Source organism: Elioraea tepida (assembly GCF_019203965.1).
Taxonomy (GTDB): domain Bacteria; phylum Pseudomonadota; class Alphaproteobacteria; order Acetobacterales; family Acetobacteraceae; genus Elioraea_A; species Elioraea_A tepida.
On record NZ_CP076448.1, the window covers coordinates 2,401,616 to 2,426,553 of the forward strand.

A 24,938-nucleotide genomic window follows, 5' to 3' on the forward strand; every position below is an offset into this window, starting at 1 on the left:
CCGATCGAGGGCGTGCGATAGCGCACCGGATGGTGCCCGAGCGTCTAAAGGCCGCCGTCCCTTGGTGGGCGAAGATCGCGCTGAAGCTCTGCCTTTCACGGCTGCCGCTTGGCTACGGGATCTGGTCGCGCCTCAACGTGTTCCGCCACGGGTCGATGGACGATCCGCGCACCGCTCTCGCGACCTATCGGGGTTACCACGAGGAGGCCACGGCGCACGCCGTCCTTCCCGACGGCTTCGCGGTGCTCGAGCTCGGCCCGGGCGATGCGCTGCTCGCCTCCGTCGCGGCCTGGGGTTTCGGGGCCGGGCGGATCGTGGCCGCCGACGTCGGGCCGTTTGCGACCACGACGCTTGCGATGCTCGAGGGGCTCGATCAGGCGCTTCGGGACGCCGGGCTTCGGCCGCTGCCGCTTGCGGGAGCGGCGACAGCCGAGGAGGTGCTCGCCCGGATCGGCGTGACCTACCAGACGAATGGGCTTGCGGGTCTCGCGTCCCTGCCCGGCGCGTCCTTCGATCTCATCTGGTCGAATGCCGTGCTGGAGCATGTGCGTCTCGCCGATTTCGCCCCGACCATCCGGGAGTGCGCGCGCCTGCTCACGCCCGGCGGGGTGATGGTGCATGGCATCGACTTCCGCGACCATCTCGCCCAGGCGCTCAACAATCTCCGGTTTTCGCCCGAGACCTGGGAGGGGCGTCTTTTCTCCGAGGCCGGATTCTATACGAACCGCCTCGCCCCCTCCGAGGTTCTCGCGCTCTTCCGCGACGCCGGGCTCGAGACGGTGGTGCTGTCGACCGATCGCTGGCCGACGATCCCGACGCCGCGGGAGAAGCTGCATCCGTCGTTCCGCCAGCGGAGCGAGGAGGATCTCACCATGCGCGGCATGAAACTGCTCGCCCGCCAGGCTGGCGTGGGGGCTCAGCGGGCCGCAGCCTGAACCGGCGCGCAGAGCGCGTGGGGCTCGGCCCTCAGGGCCCGCCGAAGGCAGCGATGCCCGTCTGCGCCCGCCCGAGGATCAGCGCGTGGATGTCGTGCGTTCCCTCGTAGGTGTTCACCGTCTCGAGGTTCATGAGGTGGCGGATGACGTGGTACTCGTCGACGATGCCGTTGCCGCCGTGCATGTCGCGGCTCATCCGCGCGATCTCGAGCGCCTTGCCACAGTTGTTCCGCTTCATCAGCGAGATCGCCTCAGGCGCGGCACGCCCCTCGTCGAGCAGCCGCCCGAGCCGGAGCGCACCCTGCAGCCCGAGCGCGATCTCCGTCTGCATGTCGGCGAGCTTCTTCTGGATGAGTTGGGTGGCGGCGAGCGGCCGGCCGAACATCTTCCGCTCGAGCGTGTAGGAGCGGGCGGCGTGCCAGCAGAACTCGGCCGCACCCATCACCCCCCACGCGATACCATACCGGGCATTGTTGAGGCAGGAGAAAGGACCCTTCAGCCCCTTCACATTGGGCAGCATGTTCTCCGCTGGCACGAACACATCCTGCATCATGATCATGCCGGTGACGGAGGCGCGCAGCGAGAACTTGCCCTCGATCTTCGGCGCGGTCAGCCCTGCCATGCCCTTCTCGAGCAGGAAGCCGCGGATCTCCCCCGCATCATCCTTTGCCCAGACGAGGAACAGGTCGGCGATCGGCGCGTTCGAGATCCAGGTCTTGGAGCCGTTGAGCACGAAGCCGCCCTCGACAGCCTTCGCGCGGGTGCGCATGCCAGCCGGGTCGGAGCCGGCGTCCGGTTCGGTCAGCCCGAAGCAGCCGACCCACTCTCCGGTGCGCAGCTTGGGCAGGTAGCGATCCTTCTGCGCCTCGGAGCCGAAGGCCCAGATCGGATACATCACGAGCGAGGACTGAACCGAGAACGCGCTGCGATAGCCGCTGTCGACGCGCTCGATCTCGCGCGCGATCAGACCATAGGCGACGTAGGAGATGCCGGCACAGCCATGGCTGTCGAGCGTGGCGCCGAGGAAGCCGAGCGCGCCAAACTCGTTCATGATCTCGCGGTCGAACCGCTCGTGGCGATTTGCTTCGAGCACGCGGGGGAAGAGCTTCTCCTGGCAGTAGGTGCGCGCCGCGTCGCGGATCATCCGCTCGTCCTCGGTCAGCTGATCCTCGAGGAGGAGCGGGTCGTCCCAGATGAATTTGGCCCAGCCGCGCTTGCGCGTGGCTTGAGCGATCGGCTGCACGACGTTCATGGCGGCGTCTCCCAACTGCGCGTCCCCTGATTAGGCCCGGCACCCAGGAAGGGCAAGGGCTGGGTGGCTTGCCGGAACACGCCTCCAGCCGCTCGTTCGACCGCCTGGCCGCGCGCCCAAGTCGCGCGCAGCGCTTGGGCGGCTGGGGTGGAGGAGCCAGCCCGTCATCCTTTCGAACCCGGCGCTGACGCCGATCGCTGGATCACCGCCTGCGGCGAGGTGGGGACAGGCTTGAGCGGCCCCGCGCCTGCCTCGCGTCGCTTCAGGATCGAGCTACTGGCGCGAACAGCCGGCCAGGGGCCGCCACGCCGACGGCCGGTGCGGAGCGGAGCCGGCGACGGGCGCCATCACATCAGCACGAATGTCCGCCGTCGCGCAGGAGGCGCAGAAGTGGCGAACGGGTGATCGTCCGCGTCGAACGTCACCGTGCCGACCATCGTCAAGTTCACCCCGCCGACCGTCGCGTTCGCGTTGTCAAGCAGTCTCCAAGCATAGGTTGGCGTAATCGAGAGCGCCCCGACATGGGTCGTCTGCATCTCGGCCAAGATGGTGTCCCGCTGCGCTACCGTGATACCGGTGTAAACGGCAAGTTCTGCAATCTTGCCTCGCATGTAGTTACCTGTCGGACTCTCCTCCCATCTTGTGAGCAGGCGAAGGTAAGACAGGTTGCTCGAAGGGAAATTCGAGGTCCCAGACATGTGCGCAACCGATACACCGTTCTGAAAAGAACGTTGCTCTTGAGAGGTTCCTGTCCAGCCGCCGAACCAGAGCGCGAGATGAACCCATGTATCGACGATCGTTGAGCCGCCTTGCCCGGTGGTTGACGTGACGAGCCAGTCGCGCGTCGTTGCGGACTGCTGGCCAATCACGCGCGGCTGGTCGTTAAGTGTCGCGTTGGTCGAAAAGTGCGTATGCCTGCTGAGGACGCTGGTATCTAGGTTGGCGCGCTTCGTCCATACCCCAACAAAGAAAGTCTGATTACACGGAATGTTGAGGCTCGTCGTCTGGAGATAGTTCGCTCCGTTGTTTCCGTTATGGACACTCATCTCACGACTCCTGCAGCTTGGTGTAGTCGACCACCCAGTTCACAAACACGTCACGGGTCGGCGTGAAGTATGGAGCCATGAACGTGTCTACTGCATTGCAGAAGGCCGCGTCATAGTCAGGATGACCCATGCCGCGCGCATATTGGACGGCCGCATGGGCAATGAGCAAGAAGTGGTCTGATGGTGGCATGAAGTATGGTGGATTGGGCCCAATCTGCGTTCGGTTGTAGCTTGGGGGTGCGATGAGAATGAGTGGCAGATTGCTCGATTGCACCACAGTCGATCCAATGGGAGAACCGCCAGGCGTTGAAGCCAGCCGGAACGTGTTGCCGCTCGTCTGCACAGTCCAGTAATCGACGCCAGCCTGAAACGGCGCAGGCGTCGGCTTGGGGTTTGCATAACCGTCGTGCGTCGTGAACTGCACACGCAGGCCGTCAACCAGGGTCTCTAGTCCTTGCAGCATACCATTCACAGTAAACAGCCCGTTGTCTATTGCGAAGCTAAATGCACCCGGATACCAATTGTCCGAGAAGACAATAGTCGGGTCGTCGCTTGGAGATACGCCAATTAGATTTGCACCCAAAAAGTAAAGGCCCTGCGCCAACATTTGCCGAATGAAGCGCGCATCGAGGAATGCGGACTCCTGGATGCCATTCATGCCGCGCGTGTTGACCGGCAGATGATCGCGCAGTGCAAGGTGCGCCATATATGCGGTCATGATCCGCATCCCGACCTGCCACTGCCCGGTCGCATAGGGACGGTGCATTCTGAGCAGGCCACGATTGTAGTGGGCAGGAGATACATAGTTCGCGCTTGTTGTCAGATAGTTCTCCACGTTCCGGATGACGTTGAGCACATAGGGCCGCTCGATGCTTCGGTCATCCGTCAGTATCCACTGGCGCCCGAGGAAGTTCAGGCTCCAAGCGAGCGCCCGATCCTCATTGCGTATGCCACTCGGCAGCGTTCCAAACCGGGTGGGGGGAGGATTGTAGCTTGTGCCTTGATAGTAAATCTGCGCATCATGCACGTATTCATTGAAGTGAAAATGCCAAAGATTGAAGTCAAGCGAGGACAGAGCAGCATCAGCTAAGTAGTGTTCTGCCTCAAGAAAGGCGATTGCTGTGCTGTAGTTCGTCGCGTGTGCGGAATCGTATCCGGAAAACGCGCCGGTCCCGCCGTGCGGGTCTACCCATGTCCACTGCGGATGCGGCGGAAACGGCGAAAACGAGTTGTTCCGTGAGCGCAATACGGTTGCACCGAGACCGGCGTAGCTCTGTGTCCCGCCCGTAATCTGGCGGAACGGTGCAGGGATAATTTTGCCGACGGAACCGCTGCGATGATCACGCAGATGTCCGTAGAACCCAAGGCCGCCTTGTGCGGAAACACGTGCAGCACGCCACGCGCCATCCGGATTGCGCCCAGAACCGCCTGGGCTGTGAGAGATGATTTTCGCCGAATCTTCGTCCCACACACCCCGGCCGAGATAGCCACCCCCAGACATAATGCTTGAGTTGTGCCCGTTGGTGCCAAGCGGGGTGTAGGTGCGAGAAACAGGCGCTCTGATCGGCGAATCACCCTGCGGAGGCGCAGCACCAGCGCGGATCATCTCACGCCAAACGGCATCCGAATACTGCACACGGATCGTCGGCATCGGCGCGCCCGACACATTGACCCAGTGCTTGCGCGCATGCTGCGGATCGTTGTCAGGACGGAGCGATGCCCATCGGCAGTGATAAGCGTGCGCAAGCCCTGTTCGCGAATCGACCACCGTTGATCCATACCGCACTGTTGCGTCGTAATTCTGACGCTCTCTCGGCTGCGACACACCGAATGGGTCATTGACCCACCAGTGTTGCGACATCACCGCCGTCCACTCAATGCCCTGCACATCACCGGAGGCATCAAGCCAGAAGTCGTGGTGGAACTCGCAGATGAGATGCTCTTCTCCGTCGAGCTTCTGCCATACCTTGGTGCGGACGAACTGCGCCGTGCGGTTGACGATCTCGCGGCGCGCCGTATTCGAAACAGCCGTCTTGAGGCTGAAGGTCAGATTGCTGCGCGCACCAGTAGATGAGCCCGTGCGGTTAGTAATCTCGACCGTGAAGTCGTTCGCATGCGCGCTGATCCATGCCCATGGATCGAACGTGCCCTCGGGCTGTGAACCAGGCGCAGCATAGACCTCATAGGTCCGCGATGCACCCGCTGCGAGAGGCGTTGTGTCATGAAGAACGACACCACCATCGGCAGTGGTATGCACGCTGCCATCGGTGTAGCTGTTGCGCCCCACAAGAGCCGCGAACGCAACATCATTGCCACCGGAGACGCGGATGCGAAGGCGATGCGTTGAAAGATAAAAACGCCCCTTCACCCAGGCCATGCCAAAGCGCGCCCGTGGCTCCACAGCCACGGTTCCATTGTTGTGCAGCGTGATGAGGCCGAGAGCGATCTCGCCGCTTGAGGAGCCCTGCCCCGAAGCGGAAAAGCGACCGCGACGCCCCACGCCGGACCGCAAAGTTGAGCGAAACATCAGGTCGTTCCCCTCACCGTCAGGGTCAGAACCGTGGGTGAACCAGTCGCGTTAGTGACGACGACCTGGAGCACACGGCCCGTCGTGCCACTCTTACCCATCGTGTTCGCTCCTGTCGCCGTCGCGCGCGCGCTTGCCGTGCTGACAGCGAGATCGGTCAGCCCCGAGATCGAGGCCGCTCCTGCAGGAGTCAGGTTCGAAGAGCTGGTGTGATTCGCGATCTGCAAGGTCGCTGTCAGGGTGCCCGTATTGCACCGATAGGTGACGCCCGTGATTGTTCCGAGGATCGTGTTGTCCTCAAGGATGACGTAGGTCCCGTTGCCCGAGATCGGGATGTGGTCGGTGAAGGCCACGGCGCGGCCGGAGAGATCGCGGATGTCGGAGACGGGAGCCGATTTTGGCCGCCCGCCTTCCGACGTGTCGGAGAAGACGATCCGATCATCCGGTGCCAGCGGTGCCGCCGGTTCAGAACCGACGTCGTAGGCACCGATAAGTCGCTGCAGCGACACCGCGCCGGACGCATCGGTATGCGCCTCGGTGTCGATGAAGAGAGAACCGCCATCAGGAATAGTGCGGGCCGGATCGACGCCGCTTGCGAGCGTGTAGCCGGAGAAGGAGGGCGTGCGGGCACCTCCGGAGGCCGTGAGCTCGTAACGGACGAAGTAGACGCTGTTGGGGGCAAGCCCCGTAAATGTCGGCGCGGTGATGGTGACGTTGCCGGTCAGCGTCAACTTGATGACCCGGTCTCCCGTCAGACCTGTCGCCTGATAAGTCGAGGCCGCCGAAGCAGTGATGATGCTGGGAGCCGCCGCGCCGCCGCTGCCCACCTCATCGTTGGCCGGTGCCCAGGCGCTGCCGTTCCACTTCAGCACCTGGCCTGCGGTCGCGCCCGACTGCGGGATGTTCGCGAGGGTGAAATTGAGCGCGATCGTCGGGTTGCCGGCGACACCATCGCCGTTGGTGACGGTGATACCGGACCCTGCGGTGATCGTCCGCGCCGCGCCCGTGCCGTTGCCGGTGCGTGCCCAGAGCCCGTTCGTGGTGTTCGCCGCAAGCGCGGTCAGGTCCGGGTCGATCGGCTGCTTCGCATCCAGGCTTGCCTGGAGGTTTGCGATCTCGGAGATGGCGTGCGTGTGCGTGGCGCTGGCAAGCCCCGCGCGCACCTGCCCCACCGTGACCCGACGGGTCGTCCCGCCCTGATTGGCGGCAAGCTGATCCGTATCCGCCGCGCTCGCAGCGGCGGCAAGTTCACTGATCTTCGGCATCTCTGATCACTCCATGGCGGTCGCGGCATCGCCGCGCGCGGCCGGGCCGCGACCGGTTCGCGACGGATCACGCCGCGCTGCCGCAGGGCGCCGACGGGCGGAGATGAGCCCCACGCCGCGCCGGCGGCCCGTGCTCGAGGCGGTCAGACGATCGCAGCGACCGTCACGGCGGTGCCGGTGTTGGCCGTCACATGCAGGATGGCGAAGCTGTCCGACGCGCGCGCGAGCAGCATGTCGCCGCGGCGGAGGAGGTGCGCGCTCTGGTCGAAGTAGCCGGCCGAGAGCATCGCGGCGCGGTCGTCGGAATCGTTCCGGTAGTGCCACAGCGTGAATCCGTTGGCGTAGGCGAGCACGCTGAGCTTCTGGACATCGAAGGGCATGTCGGTCGTTTCCTTGAGCTGGCTTGGGGGAAGGAGAGGCGCCGGAGTGCTGCCTCGGTCCTCGGCGACGCGCGCGACGCCGCGGTTCTCGGCCGGGTCAGGCGTGACCGGGCCGAAGCTGATGGCGACTGCCGCCTGTGGGCGGTGGTCGGCAAGCGCCCATGCGCGGTTGCCGTAGCGGCCCGGGCTCTGGCGTTATGTCTTGACCGCATCGTCCGCGGCGGCGGCCATGCCGGGCCTGACGGCAGACGGAAGGGCATCATTCGAGGCGCAGCGCTTCGCCCGCCTCGGTCAGGATCGGGGCGCCTGACTCGTCGAGGAGGGTGTCCGGCGGCGGCAGTGGCGGCTCGGGTGGCGGGCCGGCGGCGAGTTCGGCGGTCGTCACGCTGCCGCCGGAAACCGACAGGATTCGCAGGATGAGTCCCCGGTCGGGCGCGGAGACGAGCACGAGATCGTCCGGCCTCAGCATCGCGGCGACCGGATCGAAGTGCCCGGGCGCCGCGACAGACGACGCGTCGTCGGACGTGCTCCGGTACTGCCAGAGCGAGAACCCGGCGGCGTAGGCCAACACGCCGAGGTTCCGTGGATCGAACGCCATGCCGCTTGGGTCCTCGCAGAGGCGCGCGCCGCCCACCCCCTCCGGGCGCCGGAGGAGGAGGTGCGGAGCGCTGGGATTGGATGGAGCGGCGGGGCGGCCCAGGACGCACGCCTCCCGCTGACGGCCCGGACGATGCCGTTATTTGGGAATTCCGTCAAGGAAAATATTCAGGCGCCGGTCTGCGGGAGCGCCGCGCGCCTCTCGCGCGCCCGCCCGCCCGTGTTAGGGTCCGCTCCCGGTGCCGACCGACGAGGAGACACGCATGACACGCGCCGCCCCCCGCCGCTCGCTTGCGCTCGCTGCGGGCCTTGCCCTCGGCCTGTTCGCCCTGCCCTCACTCGCCCAGGAGCGCGTCGTCAACGTCTACAACTGGACCGACTACATCGACCCGGCGTTGCTCGAGCGTTTCACCGCCGAGACCGGGATCCGCGTCCGCTACGACACCTTCGACAGCCTCGAGACGCTCGAGGCGAAGCTGTCGGCGGGCCGGTCGGGCTATGACGTGATCGCGCCCACCAACGAGCCGACCTTCTCGCGGCTGATTGCGGCAGGAGCGCTGCAGCCGCTCGACCTCGCGCGGATCCCCTCCGCCGCCGGCCTTGACCCCACGCTGATGGAGCGGCTTCGCAGTTCCGACCCGGGCAACCGCCACGGAGTCATCTATCTCTGGGGAACGATCGGCCTCGGCCTCAATGTCGAGCGGATCCGGGCGCTGTCGCGGACCGTGCCGCTCGACAGCTGGGATCTCCTGTTCAAGCCGGAGCATGCGCGCGCGATTTCCCGCTGCGGCATCACGATCATGGACAGCCAGACCGACGTGATCCCGACCGTTCTGCGCTATCTCGGCCTCAACCAGGACAGCACGAGCAACGACGATCTGCGCCGCGTCGAGCAGACGCTGCTTGGCATCCGCCCCTTCGTTCGAAGCTTCGCCTCGGGCGGCGCGCTCGAGCAACTCGCAACCGGAGAGACCTGCCTCGCGATGACCTATTCGGGCGACGTGATCCAGGCGCAGGCGCGTGCGGCGGAGGCCAATCGCGGTGTGACGGTGGCTTACGTTGCGCCGAAGGAAGGCGCGCAGCTCTGGTTCGACGTGCTCGCCATCCCCCGTGATGCGCCGAACCCGGAGAACGCGCATGCCTTCATCAACTTCGTGCTCAAGCCAGAAAACATCGCCGCGATCACCAACGTCACGCGCTACCCCAACGCCGTACCGGCGTCCAAGCCGCTGATCGAGCCGGCGATCCTCGCCGACCGGAACGTCTATCCCGCCGAGGAGGACTTCGCCCGGTTCTTCACCGTGTCGGCGGTGCCGCAGACGGCGGACCGGGCGCGCAACCGCGTCTGGGCGCGCTTCAAGGCAGGGCGCTGACGCGGCCGGAGGCCACCGGAGGCGATGGTCGGGGCCGGTCCCGAGGCGCGGCCGGCAGCGCCCGAACCGTGGCGTGACCCCGACGCCGAGCCCTATCTCCGGCTGCGGGGCGTGACCCGACGCTTCGGCGAGGTCACCGCCGTCGCCGGAATCGATCTCGACATCTACCGGGGCGAGCTGTTCGCTCTCCTCGGTGGATCGGGGTCGGGCAAGACGACGCTTCTGCGCATGCTCGCGGGTTTCGAACGGCCCGACTCCGGCACGATCACCCTCGACGGCGAGGACCTCCTCGCCATGCCGCCCTACGAGCGGCCGGTGAACATGATGTTCCAGTCCTACGCCTTGTTCCCGCACATGACGGTTGCGGAGAACATCGCCTATGGGCTGAGGCGCGAAGGGCTGCCGAGGGCCGAGATCGCGGCGCGCGTTGCGGAGGCTCTCGAGCTCGTCCAGCTCGTCGGTCTCGAGCGACGGCGGCCCGCGGCGCTCTCGGGCGGCCAGCGACAGCGCGTCGCGCTCGCGCGCTGCCTCGTCAAGCGCCCCAAACTCCTTCTGCTCGATGAGCCGCTCGGCGCGCTCGACAAGTCGCTGCGCGAGGCGACGCAGTTCGAGCTCGTCAATATCCAGGAGCGCACCGGCACGACCTTCATCATGGTCACGCATGACCAGGAGGAGGCGATGACGATGGCGAGCCGGATCGCGGTGATGGCGGAGGGGCGGCTCGCCCAGGTCGGCACGCCGGCGGAGGTCTATGAATACCCCGCAAGCCGCTTCGTCGCTGCCTTCCTTGGCACCGCCAACATCTTCGAAGGGATCGTGAGGCGTGCCGAGGCCCCCGGCGCGCTCGTCGAGAGCACCGCTCTCGACGCCCTGTTCCGGAGCGACGCGGACTCCCCCAAGCCCGTCGGCGGGCGGGTCTTCGTCGCCGTCCGCCCCGAGAAGATGCGGATCGAGAAGGTGGCAGAAGCCGGGGGCAACGGCCCCAATCGCCTCGACGGCACGGTGCGCGACATCGCCTACTATGGCGACTTCGTGATGTACGTGGTGGCCTTGCCCGACGGCTCGGTCGTGCGTGTCAGCCGTCCCACCGAGACGCGGCTGACCGAACTTCCGATCACCTGGAACGATCCGGTGGCCGTGACGTGGCCCGATTTCGCCACCGTCCTGCTCGCGCAGTGAGGGGCGTGCGATGAGCGCGCCTGCCGCTGTCGCCTCCGTCAGGCTCGTGCGGCTTGCCGTGCTCGTGCTGCCCTACGCCTGGCTTTTCCTCTTCTTTCTCCTGCCCTTCCTGATCGTCGCGAAGATCGCGCTGTCCGAACCCGCGCTCGGCATCCCGCCCTATGCGCCGGTCCTGCGCTGGACCGAGGAGAAGGTGCTCACCCTCGTGCTCAACCTCGGCAATTTCGCGCTTCTTGCCGAGGACCGGTTCTATCTCGAGGCCTATCTCCGGTCGCTTCGCGTCGCCGCCGTCTCCGCTCTCCTCTGCCTCCTGATCGGCTATCCGATGGCTTATGCGATCGCGCGCGCGCCGGAGCGCCGGCGGCACCTCTTGCTCGTGCTCGTCATCCTGCCGTTCTGGACGAGCTTCCTCCTCCGTGTGATGGCCTGGATCGGCATCCTGCAGGAGCAGGGCGTTCTGAACGGGCTTCTCCTCTCGCTCGGCCTCGTGCGCGAACCGTTGCGCCTGCTCTACACGGAAGGGGCGGTCTATCTCGGCATCGTCTATTGCTACCTCCCCTTTATGGTTCTCCCGCTCTACGCCTCCCTCGCCAAGCTCGACCCCGTTCTGCTCGAGGCGGCGGCCGATCTCGGCGCCAGGCCCTTCCGCGCCTTCCTCACCGTCACGCTGCCGCTCTCCTTCCCTGGGATCGCCGCAGGCGTCATGCTCGTCTTCATTCCCGCCGTCGGCGAGTTCGTGATCCCTGAACTCCTCGGCGGCCCGTCGGCTCAGCTCGTCGGCCGCGTTCTTTGGGTCGAGTTTTTCCAGAACCGGGACTGGCCGATGGCCTCGGCGCTTGCCGTGGCGCTGTTGCTCCTGCTGGTGATCCCCATCGCCCTGTTCCAGCACCTCGCCGCGCAGCGGGCGCGGCGATGAGCCGGCGCCTTCCCTGGCTCGGCCTCGCGCTCGGCGTGGGCTACGCCTTCCTCTACCTGCCGCTCGCTCTCCTCGTCCTTCTCTCCTTCAACGACAGCCGGCTGGTGACGAGCTGGACCGGGTTCTCCTTCCGCTGGTATCTCGCGCTCTGGAACAACACCGCGCTCATCGACGCTGCCCTTCTCTCCCTGCGGATCGCTGCGGTGAGCGCCACCGGGGCGCTCGTGATCGGCACGCTCGCCGGCTTCGCTCTCGCGCGGCTCGGCGCCTTCCGCGGCCGGGCGCTGTTCGGCGCAATGGTCGCCGCCCCGCTGGTCATGCCGGAGGTGATCACCGGCCTCTCCCTGCTCCTGCTCTTCGTCGCGCTCGCCTCCGCCGTCGGCTGGCCAGGCGAACGCGGCGTGACCACGATCACCATCGCCCACATCACCTTCGCCACCGCCTATGTGGCGGTGGTGGTCCAGGCCCGCCTTGCCGATTTCGACGAGAGCCTCGAGGAGGCGGCGATGGACCTCGGCGCGCGACCCTGGACGGTGTTCGCCACCATCACGCTTCCGCTGATCGCGCCCGCGCTCGCCTCCGGCTGGCTGCTCGCCTTCACCCTCTCGCTCGACGATCTCGTCATCGCGTCCTTCACTTCCGGCCCGGGCGCCACCACCCTGCCGATGGTCGTGTTCTCGGCCATGCGGCTCGGGCTCACGCCCGAACTCTTCGCGCTGGCGACCATCATCATCGCCGTGGTCTCCGCAGCACTCCTGCTCGCCCTGCGCCTTGGCCGGGTTGCAACCAGCCTGACGCGCGTCTAGGAAGTCCGGCGATCGGCGAGGCTTCGGCCTCGGACCTCTCGCGGCCCTGCCGCGGGTGACGCGCGCGGAGACACTGCATGTCGCTGACAGCCGAGCGGCTCGACCGGATCAGCCCCTCGCAGACCATCGCCATCAGCCAGAAGGCGCGCGCGCTTGCCGCGGCCGGGCGGAACATCATCAGCCTCTCTGCCGGCGAGCCCGATTTCGACACGCCAGAGAACATCAAGCGCGCCGCGATCGCCGCCATCGAACGCGGCGAGACGAAGTACACCGATGTGGCCGGAACGCGCGCCCTGCGCGAGGCCGTCTGCCTCAAGTTCCGCCGCGACAACGGGCTCGACTACACCCCCGAGGAGATCATCGTCTCGACGGGCGGCAAGCAGGTGATCTTCAACGCCATGCTCGCCACCCTCAACCCGGGCGACGAGGTGATCATCCCCACCCCCTGCTGGGTGAGCTACCCCGACATCGTCCAGCTCGCGGAAGGCAGGCCGGTGTTCGTTCCCTGCCCGCAGAACAACGGCTTCAAGCTCCGGCCCGAGGACCTCGAGGCGGCGATCACGCCGAGGACGCGCTGGTTCATCCTCAACAACCCCTGCAACCCGACCGGGGCGGCCTATTCCGCCGCCGACCTCAAGCCGCTCACCGAGGTGCTCCTGCGCCACCCGCAGGTGTGGGTGTTCACCGACGACATCTACGAACACCTCGCCTATGACGGGTTCAAGCCGGCGACGATCGTTCAGGTCGAGCCGCGCCTGAAGGACCGCACGCTGACGATGAACGGCTGCTCCAAAGGCTATGCGATGACCGGCTGGCGGATCGGCTTCGCGGGCGGGCCGAAGCCGCTGATCCGGGCGATGGACAAGCTGCAAAGCCAGTCCACCTCCTCGACCTCCTCGATCAGCCAGGCCGCCGCGGTGGAGGCGCTCACCGGTCCGCAGGACAGCATCACGGTGATGGTCGCTGCCTACAAGGCGCGGCGCGATCTCGTGGTCGAGGCGCTGAATGCCTGCCCTGGCATCGTCTGCCGCAAGCCCGAAGGCGCGTTCTACGTCTTCGCCGGCATCCACGGCTGCCTTGGCAAGACCTCGCGCGGCGGCAGCAGGATCGAGACGGACGAGGACTTCGTCACCGCGCTCCTCGAGGAGGAGGGGGTCGCGGCCGTGCACGGGACGGCCTTCATCGCCCCAGGACACATGCGGATCAGCTACGCCACTGACACCGAGAGCCTGCGCGAGGCCTGCGCACGGATACGCCGCTTCTGCGAAGGGCTGCACTAGCCGAATCCGAGGCGGGCTCAAGGGGATATCGCTGGACGAGAGAGGATGGAGACCAACCTGACCGTGGCAGCACGCGCGCCCGCCCTTGCCCGACGCCTCGCGGATGTCGAGGTCGCCGCCTCGGTGGTGATGACTTCGAAGGCACGCGCTCTTGCCGCCGCCGGCCACCGGGTGATCAGCCTCGCGGTCGGCGAGCCCGATTTCGACACTCCGCCGCATGCCATCGAGGCGGCGCATGCGGCCGCTCTTGCGGGCGACACCCACTACCCGCCGCAGGACGGCACGCCCGCGCTGAAGGCTGCGGTGCAGCGGAAGTTCCGGCGCGATAACGGTCTTGAGTACGCGCTTGACGAGATCATGGTCGCCAACGGCGGCAAGCAGATCATCATCAATGCCTTCCTCGCCACCATCGACCCGGGCGACGAGGTGGTGATCCCAGCCCCCTACTGGATCAGCTATGCCGACCAGGCGAAGCTCGCGGGGGCGAGGCCCGTGTTCGTTCCCTGCCCGCAGAACAACGGCTTCAAGCTTCGTCCCGAAGACCTCGAGGCAGCGATCACGCCGCGCACCAAGTGGCTCGTGCTGAACAGCCCGAACAACCCCTCCGGCGCGGCGCTCTCGGCCGACGAGCTGCGCGGCCTCGGCGCCGTGCTCGCGCGGCACCCGCAGGTCTGGGTGCTGTCGGACGACATGTACGAGCACATGGTCTATGGCGACTTCGCCTTCGCCACCCTCGCCCAGGTCTGCCCCGACCTCAGGGACCGGGTGCTGACCGTGAACGGCGCCTCAAAGACCTATGCGATGACCGGCTGGCGCGTCGGGTTCTGCGGCGGGCCGAAGCATCTGATCAAGGCGATGGTCAACATGCAGGGCCAGCTCACCTCCGGCGTCTGCACCGTCGCGCAGGCGGCCGCCGCCGCAGCGCTTGATGGCCCGCAGGACCTTGTGCGCGAGCGCGCGGCGATCTACCGGGAGCGCCGCGACCTCGTGGTCGCGGAGCTGAACAAGGCACGGGGGATCGTCTGCCACCGCCCTGAGGGGGCGTTCTATGTCTATCCGAACATCGCCGGCTGCCTCGGCAAGACCTCCGCCTCGGGGCGCAGGATCGAGACCGACCTCGACTTCGTCCTCGCCCTGCTCGAGGAGCAGCACGTTGCCGCGGTGCACGGCGCCGCCTATGGTATGAGCCCGTATTTCCGAGTGTCCTACGCCACGTCGACGGATGATCTCCGTGAGGCCTGCCGCCGCATTCAAGCCTTCTGCGCCGCCCTTGCCTGACGCTGCATACGAGGGAAGCATACGCCCAGGACGTGACGCCGATGCAGCAGGCTACATCGCCCTGATCGGCGCCTGCTGGGGCGAATATCCGGGCTGCGTTCTCGACGTCGAGAACGAGGCGCCGGAGCTTCGCGCCCTTGCGAGCCACATCGCCGCGCGCGGCGGCGCTCTCTGGACCGCGGAGGTCGCGGGCGCCGTTGTCGGCATGGTCGGCACCGTGCCGCTGAACCACGACGATGCGTGGGAAATCACCCGCATGTACGTGGCCGCTACGCATCGCGGCACCGGGCTCGCGGCCGATCTCCTGCGCACGGCGGAGGGGCATGCGCGGTCGCGAGGCGCGAAGCGGATCGTGCTTTGGACCGACACGCGCTTCGAGGCCGCGCACCGTTTCTACGAGAAGCACTCCTATGTGCGCGCGGGCTCCATCCGCGTGCTCGATGACCGCTCGCGCTCGCTCGAGTTCCGCTACGCCAAGCCGATCTCTGGAACGGTCGTCGAGATCCTCGACCCGGCCGCGGCCGTCTCCGCCGAACGACGCCTCGCCGAGGTCCTGAAGGCCTGTGTCGATGACGGCGCGGTCGTCGGCTTCCTCGCGCCGCTGCCGATCGAGAAGGCGCGCGCCTTCTGGCGCGAGCGCGCCTCCGAGGTCGCCGCCGCGCGGCGCGTCATCCTCGCGGCTTGGGTCGATGGCGAGATCGCGGGCTGCCTGCAGCTCGATCTCGACGTGCCGGAGAACCAGACGCATCGCGCCGAGGTGCGCCAGCTCCTCGTCCACCCCGAGTTCCGTCGGCGCGGCGTCGGGCGGGAGCTGATGGCGCGGATCGACCGCGCGGCGACCGCCCACGGCCGGCGGCTGCTCGTGCTGCGCACCTGGCCGGGCGGGCCTGCGGAGACGATCGTCCGGTCCCTCGGCTGGCAGTTTGTCGGCGTGATCCCCGGTTACGCCATGCGCCCCACCGGCGAGCCGGTGGATGAGGGCTATTGGTGGAAGCGGGTCGAGTAGCCCTCAGCCGAAGAAGCGCCCGAACGCGTCGAGCACTGCCTCCGGCGCCTCCTCGGCGAGGTAGTGGCCGGACGGCACCGGCTCGGCGAGCCTGAGGTCTTCGGCGTAGAGGCGCCAGATCGCCGCGACATCGTACCAGCCGCCGACCTTCCCCTTCGCCCCCCACAGCACCGCCGCCGGAGCGGTGATTCGCCGGCCCGAGGCGCGGCTCTCCCGGTCATGCACGAGGTCGATCGTCGCCGCGGCGCGATAGTCCTCGCAGATCGCGTCGATCGTTCCGGGGAGCATGAGCGCGGCGAGATAGTCGTCGACGGCCTCAGGGGCGAAAAAAATCGGGTGGCATGCCGTGCCCGCCGCTGTGCGAGAGGAGCCAAAACCGCGGGTCCGCGCCGATCATCCGCTCCGGCAGCGGAGCGGGCTGGGCGAGGAAGAACCAGTGGTAGTAGCCCATGGCGAAGTCCATCCCCGCCCGCTCGAAGTGCTCGAGGGTGGGGATGATGTCGAGCAGAGCCATCTTCTCCACCGCCTCCGGGTGGTCGAGGCAGAGGCGATGGGCGACGCGCGCGCCGCGGTCATGCCCGGCGAGGAGGAAGCGGGAATGGCCGAGGTGTTGCATCAGCGCCACGATGTCGGCTGCCATCGCCCGCTTGGAGTGGGCCGAATGGTCCGCCGTGATCGGGGGCTTGGAGGAGAAGCCGTAGCCTCTGAGGTCAGGGCAGATGACGGTGAAATGGCGGGCGAGAGCGGGCGCGACCTTGTGCCACATCCAGTGCGTCTGCGGGTTGCCGTGCAACAGCACGAGCGGCCGCCCCGCCCCGCCGCGACGGACGCGCAAGGTCACGCCGGTCTCGACCGTGATCTCCTCGAGCGTGAAGCCCTCGAACGCCATGCCCCCTCCCGTCAGGCCAGGCGGCGAGTGTGACCGAAGGCCTCGGGCGCGCAACCCCTCCCGGCTCGCTCGCCGGGCGGGCCTGCGCCGCGCCCTCGTTCAGCCGACGGGGTCGCGTACCGCGGCGGCGTGGGGTGTCGGCTCGTCGCCCGGGCCGGCTCCGGCCCCGCCGAACGCCTCCGCGAAGGTCGCCATAAGAGCGGCATCGACCTCCGCCATCGTCGCGGCGACGCCTTCGCGCCTGAGGCTCGTCACGCCGTGCTCGCGCAGTCCGCAGGGCACAATCCCCTCGAAGTGCCCGAGCTCCGGATCGATGTTGATCGCAAACCCGTGCCAGGTGATCCAGCGCGTGACGCGCACGCCGATGGCGGCGATCTTGTTCTCCCCGCCGGTGCGCCTGTCCAGGACCCAGAGACCGACGCGGCCAGGGCGCCGCTCGGCGCCTATCCCGAGCCTCGCGAGCGCGGCGATGAGCCAGGCCTCGAGCCCGTGCACGAAGCCGCGTATGTCCTGCCCCCGCTGGCGGAGGTCGAGCATCACGTAGCCGACGCGCTGGCCGGGGCCGTGATAGGTCCACTGCCCCCCGCGTCCTGAGCGGAAGGTGGGCAGGCCGAGCGGGTTGAAGAGGTCCTCCGCGCGGGCGGAGGTGCCGGCGGTATAGAGGGGCGGGTGTTCGGTGAGCCAGATGCGCTCTCGCGCTTGGCCGCGCGCCATCGCCGCGACATGCGCCTCCATCGCTGCGACGGCTTCTGGGTAGGGAACGAGCGCGTCCGAGATGAGCCACTCCGGCCCGCCCTCGCCGATTGCCGGGTCGCGCGTCATGGGCTATACCCCGCGCCCTGGCTGGCGGCGCGGTCGTGGCGGAACTGGTAGACGCGCAAGCTTGAGGTGCTTGTGGGGGAAACCCCGTGGAAGTTCGAGTCTTCTCGACCGCACCAGCCTGATCCCCGAGAAAGCGCCGCCTCCTCTCATGTGGCCGACCGCGTCGCGTGCGCCAAGGCGGGGCGCGCACGCGAAAGGGGTGGGGGTTCGCCCCACCCCTCGTTGTCAGACGCTCTGGCGGCTGTCAGGCGCGGCGGCGACGCCGTGCGAGCGCAAGGCCCGCGAGGCCGAGGCCGAGGAGGGCGAGCGACGCCGGCTCGGGCACGGGTTGCGCGCCAGGCGCGGCCCAGCGGCTGCGCACGGAGATCGGGTTCTGCCCGCTGCCCCAGAATGCCCCTGCGTCCTCGGCCCAGGAGCCGGGGCCCGTGATCGTGAACGAGAATTCATAGCTTCCGTTCGCCGCCGGGTTGGTCGTGCTGTCGTTGACGAAGGTCCCGGAGATCGTGCCGGTGACGGAGATGGGCATCACGTTCCACTGCTCGTACCAGCCGGTCAGCGCATTGAAGACCGCCGGGGAGGCGAAGGTCGCGGTGAGGTCGAGCGTGAACGAGGTGAAGAACCCGGCCGTGTCGCCCGCAGGCCCGCCCGTCGTCACGGGCGCGTTCCAAAGTCGGGCGGCGTCGCTGTCATCGCCATTTCCGCCGGTGAGCTTGAGCTTGAACACCTGGTTGCCCGGCTGCCAGCCGCCCTCGACAGTGACGTCAGCGTTCCGGGGGAAGGTGTCGAGATACTGGAAGAACCCGTAATTGGTGTTGTTCGGGTTGCCCCAGCCGTTGGTCACGAAGGGCGTGATGTTCGTGAAGTACCACGCTGTGGAGATCTGGGCGTAATCCGGAGCGGTGCTGTTGTACGGCGTTGCCCCGCTGCGCACGGAGACGAGCCCGTCACGCGCGTTGGGACGTGTCTCGCGTGGGCCGTTTGTGGCCGTGCCGATGATGACCTCGGCCGAAGGCGCGACGACCGTGCCGCTGTAGGTGAAGTTGTCGAAGACGACGAACAGAGGCGAGGCGCTGGCTGTTGCGGCGGCGCCGATCATCGTTCCGGCAACCGCGAGGCGAAGAATGGTGTGGGTCACGTGATATCTCCCGTTTGATGAAGTTTCTGTTCACACGAGGCCTGACGCGTGACTCGCGCGCCGCCCCTTCGATTGGCCGTCCAACCTCCGCGGCCACGGCCGCGTGTTGTCATAACCGGAGCGCGCCGGCGCGTCATGATCCATGCGCCAGCGGACACCGAGTCACACCCAAGCAACCGACGTGCCTCGCTTGGGAGCCGCGACGGATCAAGGGCTTGCCCGCGTCTTTCTGGGTTCGCGAGGGCAGGTGTAAAATTTTCCGACAGGAAACTCGCCATCTCGCGTTGTGCCCGCGCGGGTGCTGCCCTGCTCCTGCCGCCGCGCTCTACCTGGGATGACCAAGGCGATGGACCGGCCGTATTCCCCAACCGCGGCGCTAGGTGACGAGCGCTTGCCCTTCCGGAGGCAGAGCCCTCGATAGCCCAGACGCGAACGGGGCGGGGTTTCTCCCGCCCCACGCACCCGACACATTCTCGGGAAGCTTCAGGCCGCGCGGCGGCGCAGGGCGAGACCGAGCCCAGCGAGCCCCAGCCCAAGCAGCGCGAGCGAGGCAGGCTCGGGCACCTGGATCGGCCGGAACACCACGTCAGCCGAGAACACGAGGCCGGACTGAACAACATGCCGGTCGGCGAAGAAGAGGTCGATCCTGTTCTCGCCAGGGGTGAGGCCCGTCACCGTGATGGGCGCGGGCGTCAGCGGCTTCACGCCACCGAGATCGACCACAAGCTGGCCGTTGATGAACACCCAGGCGTCATCGTCGGCGCCGAGCGTGAGCGTGATCGTGCCCCCCGCTCCGGCATCGAACGTGCCGAAGAAGTGGGCCGCCGTGTAGCCGTTCGGGTTGCCGTTGCTCGAGGCGCCGCCAGGGAAGAGGTTGGACGGCACGTTGAACGGGAGTGTCACCAGGTTAGGATAGAAGCTATCCACCGTCACTGTGCCAACGCCTGTGCGCGCCCCCGGCGTCCACCACAGGATCTCGCTCGTGAGAGAATCGACATCGACGATGTTGTTCGACGATGTGGCCAGGAAGGTCAGCGAAAACGGCGACCGGACCGGCAGGCCGTTCGGCCCCAGCGTCGAGAGCACGAGCCCGGGCGTGAAACCGTCGATCGACTTCTCTGTATCCGCGTGGCCCCAGGCGATCGTTTACCAATTGGCGTTCAGTTGGCTGAGCGATGCCTGGGCAGGCAAGGCTGCGACCATGCCTGCTGCGACCACGGCCGCAGTAAGTGTGTTCAGGAAGCGCTTCGTCATCGTCTTATCCTCACTCCAATCACGGGGGCGGTACCCGCTCCAGCCCCGCAGCCGCATCCCGAGCAAAATTCGCGCCCGATGAATGTCGCGTTTATTTTCATGGCCTTGCCAAAGGTTTGCGGAGCCCCGACCGCCCCTCTGTAAAATTCTCCGACACAACCGCCACGGCCGCCGGTTGCGCCCGTGCCCACCGCATGCATCCCTTCGCTTCCAACTGATCCGGGGAGGATGGAACCGATGGACCGGGAGGATTTCCGCAAGGCGGCGCTCGACTACCACCGACTGCCGCGCCCTGGAAAACTCTCCGTCGAGCCGACCAAGCGGCTGGCCACCAACCACGACCTCGCGCTCGCCTACTCGCCCGGTGTGGCCGCCGCCTGCGAGGCGATCGCGGCAGACCCGGCCGCCGCCTTCGACTACACCGGCCGCGGCAACCTCGTCGCCGTCATCTCCAACGGCACCGCCGTGCTTGGCCTCGGCGCCATCGGGCCGCTCGCCGGCAAGCCGGTTATGGAGGGCAAGGCGGTGCTGTTCAAGAAGTTCGCCGGCATTGACGTGTTCGACATCGAGGTCGATGCCACCGAGCCCGAGAAGTTCATCGAGGTCGTGGCCGCGCTCGAGCCGTCCTTCGGCGGGATCAATCTCGAGGACATACGCGCGCCGGACTGTTTCGTGATCGAGTCGGCGCTGCGCGAGCGGATGCGAATCCCGGTCTTCCATGACGACCAGCACGGCACCGCGATCATCGTCGCCGCCGCGATCCGCAACGCGCTGATGCTCCAGGGCAAGAGGCTCGAGGAGGTGCGCCTCGTCACCTCTGGCGCCGGTGCGGCCGCGCTCGCCTGCCTTGACCTGCTGGTCGCCATGGGCTTGCGGGCGGAGAACGTCATCGTCACCGACATCAAGGGCGTGGTGCATGAGGGGCGCACCGAGCTGATGGACCCGTGGAAGGCGAAGTGGGCGCGCGCAACGCCGGCGCGCACCCTCGCCGAAGCGCTCACGGGAGCCGACATCTTCCTCGGTCTCTCCGCCCCGCGGGTGCTCGACCCGGAGTGGCTGCCGGCGATGGCGCCGAACCCGCTGATCCTCGCTCTTGCCAACCCAGAGCCCGAGATCAGGCCCGAGCTCGCCAAGGCGGCGCGTCCGGACGCGATCGTCGCCACGGGCCGGAGCGACTACCCGAACCAGGTCAACAACGTCCTCTGCTTCCCTTTCATCTTCCGCGGCGCGCTCGATGTCGGCGCGACCGCGATCAACGACGCGATGAAGATCGCTGCCGCCGACGCGATCGCCGCTCTGGCGCGCGAGGAGCCGTCGGAGGTCGTGCAGGCGGCCTATGGCGGGCACGCGCCAAGCTTCGGGCCCGAAACGATCATCCCCAAGCCCTTCGACCCGAGGCTCATTCTCCGCATCGCCCCGGCGGTGGCGAAGGCGGCGATGGAGAGCGGGGTCGCCACCCGCCCGATCGCCGATTTCGAGGCCTATCGCGCGCGTCTGGCCGGCTTCTCCTACCGCTCGGGCCAGCTCATGCGCCCGGTCTTCGAGGCCGCACGCTCCCACCCCGTCCGCGTCGCCTATGCCGAGGGCGAGGACGAGCGCGTGCTTCGCGCCGCCCAGATCGCGGTCGACGAGGGAGTCGCGAAGCCGGTGGTGATCGGCCGACGCGCCGTGATCGAGGCACGTATCGCCGCTTTGGGGCTGAGGCTCCGCCCGGGGGAGCAGATCGAGATCCTCGACCCGGGCACCGACGACGCCGTGTTCGGCCCGATGGCCGAGGCCTATCACCGGCTCGTCGAGCGCAAGGGCGTTCCGCCTGAGACCGCGGCGAGCCGGGTGCGCACGCGCTCGACGGTGGCGGCGGCGATGCTGCTTGCTCAAGGCGCGGTCGAGGCGGCGATCGTCGGCGCGACGGGGCAGTGGATGCGGCAGTGGGAACTTGTGCGCGACATCATCCCCCGGCGCCGAGGCGTGACGCGCGCCTATGCGCTGTCGGCCCTGATCCTCCCCACCGGCACGCTTTTCATCGCCGATACGCATGTGACGCCGGAGCCGACGGCCGAGCAGGTGTGCGAGATGACGGGGCTTGCGGCCGAGGCGGTGCGTCGCTTCGGGGTCGAGCCGAAGATCGCGCTCGTGAGCCACTCGAATTTCGGCTCCTCTGGAACGCCCTCGGCGCGGCGCATGCGCGAGGCGCTCGGCCTGATCCGTGCCCGCTTCCCGGGCCTCGAGGTCGAGGGCGAGATGCACGCCGACGCCGCCCTCGTCGAGACGACGCGGTTGCGGCTCTTCCCGCGCTCGGCGCTGAAGGGCAGCGCCAACCTCCTGATCATGCCGAGCCTCGATGCCGCGAACATCTCTTTCGAGCTGCTGAAGGCCGCCGCCGACGGGCTCGCGGTCGGGCCGATCCTGCTCGGCCTCGAGCGGCCGGTGCACGTCGTCTCGCCCTCGATCACGGCGCGTGGGATCCTGAACCTCACCGCTCTTGCGGTGCTCGAGGCGGCGCAGCGCGACGGTGGTTGAGCGGGCGGTTCATGCCGTTTCCACGCCGGTCGTCATCGACTGCGACCCTGGCGTGGACGATTCGCTCGCGCTTCTGATGGCGCTCGCCGCGCCTACGCTGTCGGTGCGGCTCGTCACGGTGGTCGCGGGCAATGCGCCGGTCGCGCTGTGCGCGGCCAATGCACGTCGTGTGCTCGACCTCGCCGGCCGGCATGACATTCCGGTGATCATGGGCGCCGCCGGCCCGCTCGGGGGCGGCGCGGTCCCTGATGCTTTGGTGCACGGGGCGGATGGGCTCGCCGGGCTTGATCTGCCGACCCCCTCGCAGCCGCCGGACGGGTCGGACGCTCCCGCCGCCCTCGCCGCCGCGATGCCGGCAACCGTTCTGGCGCTCGGGCCGCTCACGAACCTCGCGGCGGCGATCGATGCCGGGCTCGAGCCTGAGCGGCTTCTCGTCATGGGCGGTGCGATCGGGCCGGGGAACATGCCCTCGGGGGCCGAGTTCAACGTCGGGGCGGACCCGATCGCCGCGCGCCGCGTCTTCGCCCGCCCGGTCACGCTCGTCCCCCTTGATGTCGCCCGCGCGGCGCTCGCCACACCGGAACGCATCGACGCCATCGCCGCCGCCGGCCGGGTGGGGCAGCGGATCGCGCCGATGCTCGCCGCCTACGCGGAGGCTGATGCGAAGGCCAACGGCCTCGCGGGCGGGATGTGGCCGGATGCGCATGCCGTGGCGGCGCTTCTCGACCCCTCCCTCTACGCCTGGCGCGATGCCGCGATCGAGGTTGACGGGTCCGGCCGTACGCGGTTCGACTGGGAGGGAAGGGGAGCGCGGGTGGCCGTCGCGGTCGATGCGGAGCGGTTCTTCGCCCTGGTCGCGCGGCTCGTCGCCGCGCTTTGAACGTCCGGGCAAACGCCCCACATGAGAGGCGATGAACGACAGGTCGGTTCCTGACAGGGCGAAACGGGCGGATGTGGCCGCCTTCCTGCGCAAGGTGGAATCGCTTCCCGCCGTGCGCGCGGGCAGCGGCCGCCGCGGCCGGCTCCTGTTTGCGATCGACGCCACCGCCTCGCGCCAGCCGACCTGGGACCGCGCCTGTTTCCTCACCGGCCACATGTTCGAGGCGACGCGCGGCTTGGGCGGGCTCTCGATGAGCCTCTGCTACTATCGCGGCTATGGCGAGTTCGCCGCGACCCCGTGGCTCTCCGACACCGACGAGCTGACGCGGCGCATGACGGGGGTCTCCTGCCTCGGCGGGCAGACGCAGATCGCCCGCGTGCTTCGCCATGCCGCCGCCGAGACGCGTAAGGAGCGGATCAACGCCCTCGTCTTCGTGGGCGATGCGGTGGAGGAGGACATCGACAGGCTCGCCCATCTCGCGGGCGAGCTCGGCATGCTCGGCTGCCCCGGCTTCTTCTTCCAGGAGGGCGGGGAGCCGCTGGCCGCACGAACCTTCCGCGAGCTCGCGCGGCTTTCGGGCGGTGCCTATGCACCGTTCGACCTCTCCTCCGCGGACATGCTGCGCGAGCTGCTCACAGCCGTCGCCGTCTATGCGGCGGGCGGGCGCGAGGCTCTGGCGCGGCTGCCCCCCTCGCGCGCGGGCGCGGCCGCCCTGCTCACGCACCAGCTGTCCGGCCGACGATAATGGTCCGCCACCAGAGGGGGTTCGGGTCGGGACGATGACGTGGCTTCTCGGTGGGCTTGCGGTTCTCGCACTCCTTCTGCTCGCTGCCTCCGCCTTCGCCACGGCGCGGATCGAGACGCTGAAGGCCGTGCTCAAATGGGCCGGGCTTGTGGTCGGCTCCGCCGTCGCCCTCTACCTGCTCGCCACGGGCAAGGGCGGGCAGGCGCTGATGCTCGCCGCCGTGCTCGGGCCGCTCGCGATCCGGTTCTGGAACCAGGCCAAGGCGGCGCGGACCTTTTCGCGCGGCGCCCCGGGCCAGGGCGCGGCGAGCGAGGTCACGACCGCCTGGCTCAGGATGCGGCTCGACCATGACACGGGCACGATGAGCGGCACCGTTCTTGCCGGCGAGTTCAAGGGGCGTGAGCTCGCCGAGCTCTCCCTGCCCGACCTGATCGGGCTGTGGCTCTCGCTCCGCGCCGAGGACCCGGAAAGCGTGCCGCTGCTCGAGGCGTGGATGGACCGGCGCTTCGGCGAAGCCTGGCGCGAAGCGGCCGCCGAGGCGGCAGGGGAGGGCGAGGCGCCGCGCCCGGCCGCAGGGCCGATGTCGCGCGCCGATGCGCTTGCCATCCTCGGTCTTCGCGAGGGAGCGACGCCCGAGGAGATCCGCGAGGCGCATCGGCGGCTGATGCGCGCCGCCCACCCCGACCGGGGCGGGTCGGACTGGCTCGCGGCGCGGATCAACGAGGCGCGGGACGTCCTGCTCGGCTGAGCCGGGGGCGTTGCCCTGAGGGGCGGTCGGGCTGTTCGTCCTCGGTTGCGGGGGCCCAGGGCCTGTGGCAATCACCCCCCTATCCTGATCGAGCCGCGCCCCCCG

The 24,938-nt window shown here is 68.0% G+C and carries 23 protein-coding genes and 1 tRNA gene; 13 read left to right on the forward strand and 11 right to left on the reverse strand.

Annotation, left to right across the window (positions count from 1 at the left end; all coding sequences use genetic code 11):
• Positions 1-29: 29 nt before the first annotated feature.
• Entirely contained in the window at positions 30-935 is a 906-nt protein-coding gene (locus KO353_RS11445; protein WP_218284836.1) for a class I SAM-dependent methyltransferase, read from the forward strand.
• A 31-nt stretch (positions 936-966) separates the two neighbouring features.
• On the opposite strand, the gene KO353_RS11450 is transcribed toward KO353_RS11445, so the two are convergent.
• The 6 genes from KO353_RS11450 to KO353_RS11475 form a co-directional block, all read right to left on the reverse strand.
• Positions 967-2,187 (reverse strand): acyl-CoA dehydrogenase, encoded by a 1,221-nt coding sequence (locus KO353_RS11450; protein ID WP_218284837.1) that lies wholly within the window; start codon positions 2,185-2,187, stop codon positions 967-969.
• A 347-nt stretch (positions 2,188-2,534) separates the two neighbouring features.
• Entirely contained in the window at positions 2,535-3,233 is a 699-nt protein-coding gene (locus KO353_RS11455; RefSeq protein WP_218284838.1) for a hypothetical protein, read from the reverse strand.
• Between the two features lies 1 nt (position 3,234).
• Complete coding sequence (locus tag KO353_RS11460; RefSeq protein ID WP_218284839.1) at positions 3,235-5,610, reverse strand: hypothetical protein; 2,376 nt, start codon at positions 5,608-5,610, stop codon at positions 3,235-3,237.
• 149 nt (positions 5,611-5,759) lie between these two features.
• Entirely contained in the window at positions 5,760-7,025 is a 1,266-nt protein-coding gene (locus KO353_RS11465) for an autotransporter outer membrane beta-barrel domain-containing protein (protein WP_218284840.1), read from the reverse strand.
• A gap of 143 nt (positions 7,026-7,168) precedes the next feature.
• Positions 7,169-7,405, reverse strand: coding sequence for a hypothetical protein (locus KO353_RS11470; protein WP_218284841.1), 237 nt, complete (start codon positions 7,403-7,405; stop codon positions 7,169-7,171).
• 259 nt (positions 7,406-7,664) lie between these two features.
• Positions 7,665-8,003 carry a hypothetical protein gene (locus KO353_RS11475; protein ID WP_218284842.1) on the reverse strand — a complete coding sequence of 113 codons (339 nt, stop codon included), beginning with the start codon at positions 8,001-8,003 and terminating at the stop codon, positions 7,665-7,667.
• 262 nt (positions 8,004-8,265) lie between these two features.
• On the opposite strand from KO353_RS11475, the gene KO353_RS11480 reads away from it, so the two are divergent.
• From KO353_RS11480 to KO353_RS11510, 7 genes are all read left to right on the forward strand, one after another.
• A complete protein-coding gene (locus KO353_RS11480; RefSeq protein ID WP_218284843.1) occupies positions 8,266-9,375 on the forward strand; it encodes a polyamine ABC transporter substrate-binding protein in 1,110 nt (369 codons plus the stop codon).
• A gap of 24 nt (positions 9,376-9,399) precedes the next feature.
• Positions 9,400-10,554 (forward strand): ABC transporter ATP-binding protein, encoded by a 1,155-nt coding sequence (locus KO353_RS11485; protein ID WP_218284844.1) that lies wholly within the window; start codon positions 9,400-9,402, stop codon positions 10,552-10,554.
• 10 nt (positions 10,555-10,564) lie between these two features.
• Positions 10,565-11,470: an ABC transporter permease subunit gene (locus KO353_RS11490; protein WP_218284845.1), complete on the forward strand. Its 906-nt coding sequence runs from the start codon at positions 10,565-10,567 to the stop codon at positions 11,468-11,470.
• Complete coding sequence (locus KO353_RS11495; protein WP_218284846.1) at positions 11,467-12,276, forward strand: ABC transporter permease subunit; 810 nt, start codon at positions 11,467-11,469, stop codon at positions 12,274-12,276. The genes KO353_RS11490 and KO353_RS11495 overlap by 4 nt, the downstream gene beginning before the upstream one ends.
• A gap of 77 nt (positions 12,277-12,353) precedes the next feature.
• Positions 12,354-13,556, forward strand: coding sequence for a pyridoxal phosphate-dependent aminotransferase (locus tag KO353_RS11500; protein WP_218284847.1), 1,203 nt, complete (start codon positions 12,354-12,356; stop codon positions 13,554-13,556).
• 45 nt (positions 13,557-13,601) lie between these two features.
• Positions 13,602-14,834 (forward strand): pyridoxal phosphate-dependent aminotransferase, encoded by a 1,233-nt coding sequence (locus KO353_RS11505; protein WP_218284848.1) that lies wholly within the window; start codon positions 13,602-13,604, stop codon positions 14,832-14,834.
• Entirely contained in the window at positions 14,827-15,840 is a 1,014-nt protein-coding gene (locus KO353_RS11510) for a GNAT family N-acetyltransferase (RefSeq protein WP_235691821.1), read from the forward strand. The genes KO353_RS11505 and KO353_RS11510 overlap by 8 nt, the downstream gene beginning before the upstream one ends.
• A gap of 3 nt (positions 15,841-15,843) precedes the next feature.
• Here KO353_RS11510 and KO353_RS16500 read toward each other — a convergent pair whose 3' ends face one another.
• The 3 genes from KO353_RS16500 to lipB form a co-directional block, all read right to left on the reverse strand.
• A complete protein-coding gene (locus KO353_RS16500; protein ID WP_235691823.1) occupies positions 15,844-16,128 on the reverse strand; it encodes an alpha/beta fold hydrolase in 285 nt (94 codons plus the stop codon).
• 28 nt (positions 16,129-16,156) lie between these two features.
• Positions 16,157-16,729, reverse strand: a complete 573-nt coding sequence (locus KO353_RS16505) for an alpha/beta fold hydrolase (RefSeq protein WP_235691825.1) — start codon at positions 16,727-16,729, stop codon at positions 16,157-16,159.
• 99 nt (positions 16,730-16,828) lie between these two features.
• Positions 16,829-17,551, reverse strand: a complete 723-nt coding sequence (lipB, locus tag KO353_RS11520; RefSeq protein WP_218284850.1) for a lipoyl(octanoyl) transferase LipB — start codon at positions 17,549-17,551, stop codon at positions 16,829-16,831.
• A gap of 29 nt (positions 17,552-17,580) precedes the next feature.
• Between lipB and KO353_RS11525 the strand changes: the two genes are divergently transcribed.
• A tRNA-Leu gene (locus KO353_RS11525) sits at positions 17,581-17,667 on the forward strand.
• A 128-nt stretch (positions 17,668-17,795) separates the two neighbouring features.
• Here KO353_RS11525 and KO353_RS11530 read toward each other — a convergent pair.
• Both KO353_RS11530 and KO353_RS16510 read right to left on the reverse strand, forming a co-directional pair.
• Positions 17,796-18,686 (reverse strand): PEP-CTERM sorting domain-containing protein, encoded by an 891-nt coding sequence (locus KO353_RS11530; RefSeq protein WP_235691826.1) that lies wholly within the window; start codon positions 18,684-18,686, stop codon positions 17,796-17,798.
• A 483-nt stretch (positions 18,687-19,169) separates the two neighbouring features.
• Positions 19,170-19,772: a PEP-CTERM sorting domain-containing protein gene (locus KO353_RS16510; protein WP_235691827.1), complete on the reverse strand. Its 603-nt coding sequence runs from the start codon at positions 19,770-19,772 to the stop codon at positions 19,170-19,172.
• Between the two features lie 405 nt (positions 19,773-20,177).
• Between KO353_RS16510 and KO353_RS11540 the strand changes: the two genes are divergently transcribed.
• From KO353_RS11540 to KO353_RS11555, 4 genes are read left to right on the forward strand one after another with little or no spacing between them, the layout of a single operon-like run.
• A complete protein-coding gene (locus KO353_RS11540; protein WP_218284851.1) occupies positions 20,178-22,460 on the forward strand; it encodes an NADP-dependent malic enzyme in 2,283 nt (760 codons plus the stop codon).
• Entirely contained in the window at positions 22,453-23,340 is an 888-nt protein-coding gene (locus KO353_RS11545; RefSeq protein ID WP_218284852.1) for a nucleoside hydrolase, read from the forward strand. Before KO353_RS11540 ends, KO353_RS11545 begins: the two co-directional genes overlap by 8 nt.
• Before the next feature lie 31 nt (positions 23,341-23,371).
• Positions 23,372-24,085 carry a vWA domain-containing protein gene (locus KO353_RS11550; protein WP_218284853.1) on the forward strand — a complete coding sequence of 238 codons (714 nt, stop codon included), beginning with the start codon at positions 23,372-23,374 and terminating at the stop codon, positions 24,083-24,085.
• Between the two features lie 34 nt (positions 24,086-24,119).
• Positions 24,120-24,833, forward strand: a complete 714-nt coding sequence (locus tag KO353_RS11555) for a J domain-containing protein (RefSeq protein WP_218284854.1) — start codon at positions 24,120-24,122, stop codon at positions 24,831-24,833.
• Positions 24,834-24,938 lie beyond the last annotated feature (105 nt).

Bases quoted from the DNA above. Each gene is read 5' to 3' on its own strand.
- KO353_RS11445 (WP_218284836.1), top strand. From the start codon at position 30: ATGGTGCCCGAGCGTCTAAAGGCCGCCGTCCCTTGGTGGGCGAAGATC.
- KO353_RS11450 (WP_218284837.1), bottom strand. From the start codon at position 2,187: ATGAACGTCGTGCAGCCGATCGCTCAAGCCACGCGCAAGCGCGGCTGG.
- KO353_RS11455 (WP_218284838.1), bottom strand. From the start codon at position 3,233: ATGAGTGTCCATAACGGAAACAACGGAGCGAACTATCTCCAGACGACG.
- KO353_RS11460 (WP_218284839.1), bottom strand. From the start codon at position 5,610: ATGGCCTGGGTGAAGGGGCGTTTTTATCTTTCAACGCATCGCCTTCGC.
- KO353_RS11465 (WP_218284840.1), bottom strand. From the start codon at position 7,025: ATGCCGAAGATCAGTGAACTTGCCGCCGCTGCGAGCGCGGCGGATACG.
- KO353_RS11470 (WP_218284841.1), bottom strand. From the start codon at position 7,405: ATGCCCTTCGATGTCCAGAAGCTCAGCGTGCTCGCCTACGCCAACGGA.
- KO353_RS11475 (WP_218284842.1), bottom strand. From the start codon at position 8,003: ATGGCGTTCGATCCACGGAACCTCGGCGTGTTGGCCTACGCCGCCGGG.
- KO353_RS11480 (WP_218284843.1), top strand. From the start codon at position 8,266: ATGACACGCGCCGCCCCCCGCCGCTCGCTTGCGCTCGCTGCGGGCCTT.
- KO353_RS11485 (WP_218284844.1), top strand. From the start codon at position 9,400: ATGGTCGGGGCCGGTCCCGAGGCGCGGCCGGCAGCGCCCGAACCGTGG.
- KO353_RS11490 (WP_218284845.1), top strand. From the start codon at position 10,565: ATGAGCGCGCCTGCCGCTGTCGCCTCCGTCAGGCTCGTGCGGCTTGCC.
- KO353_RS11495 (WP_218284846.1), top strand. From the start codon at position 11,467: ATGAGCCGGCGCCTTCCCTGGCTCGGCCTCGCGCTCGGCGTGGGCTAC.
- KO353_RS11500 (WP_218284847.1), top strand. From the start codon at position 12,354: ATGTCGCTGACAGCCGAGCGGCTCGACCGGATCAGCCCCTCGCAGACC.
- KO353_RS11505 (WP_218284848.1), top strand. From the start codon at position 13,602: ATGGAGACCAACCTGACCGTGGCAGCACGCGCGCCCGCCCTTGCCCGA.
- KO353_RS16500 (WP_235691823.1), bottom strand. From the start codon at position 16,128: ATGCTCCCCGGAACGATCGACGCGATCTGCGAGGACTATCGCGCCGCG.
- KO353_RS16505 (WP_235691825.1), bottom strand. From the start codon at position 16,729: ATGGCGTTCGAGGGCTTCACGCTCGAGGAGATCACGGTCGAGACCGGC.
- lipB (WP_218284850.1), bottom strand. From the start codon at position 17,551: ATGACGCGCGACCCGGCAATCGGCGAGGGCGGGCCGGAGTGGCTCATC.
- KO353_RS11540 (WP_218284851.1), top strand. From the start codon at position 20,178: ATGGACCGGGAGGATTTCCGCAAGGCGGCGCTCGACTACCACCGACTG.
- KO353_RS11550 (WP_218284853.1), top strand. From the start codon at position 23,372: ATGAACGACAGGTCGGTTCCTGACAGGGCGAAACGGGCGGATGTGGCC.
- KO353_RS11555 (WP_218284854.1), top strand. From the start codon at position 24,120: ATGACGTGGCTTCTCGGTGGGCTTGCGGTTCTCGCACTCCTTCTGCTC.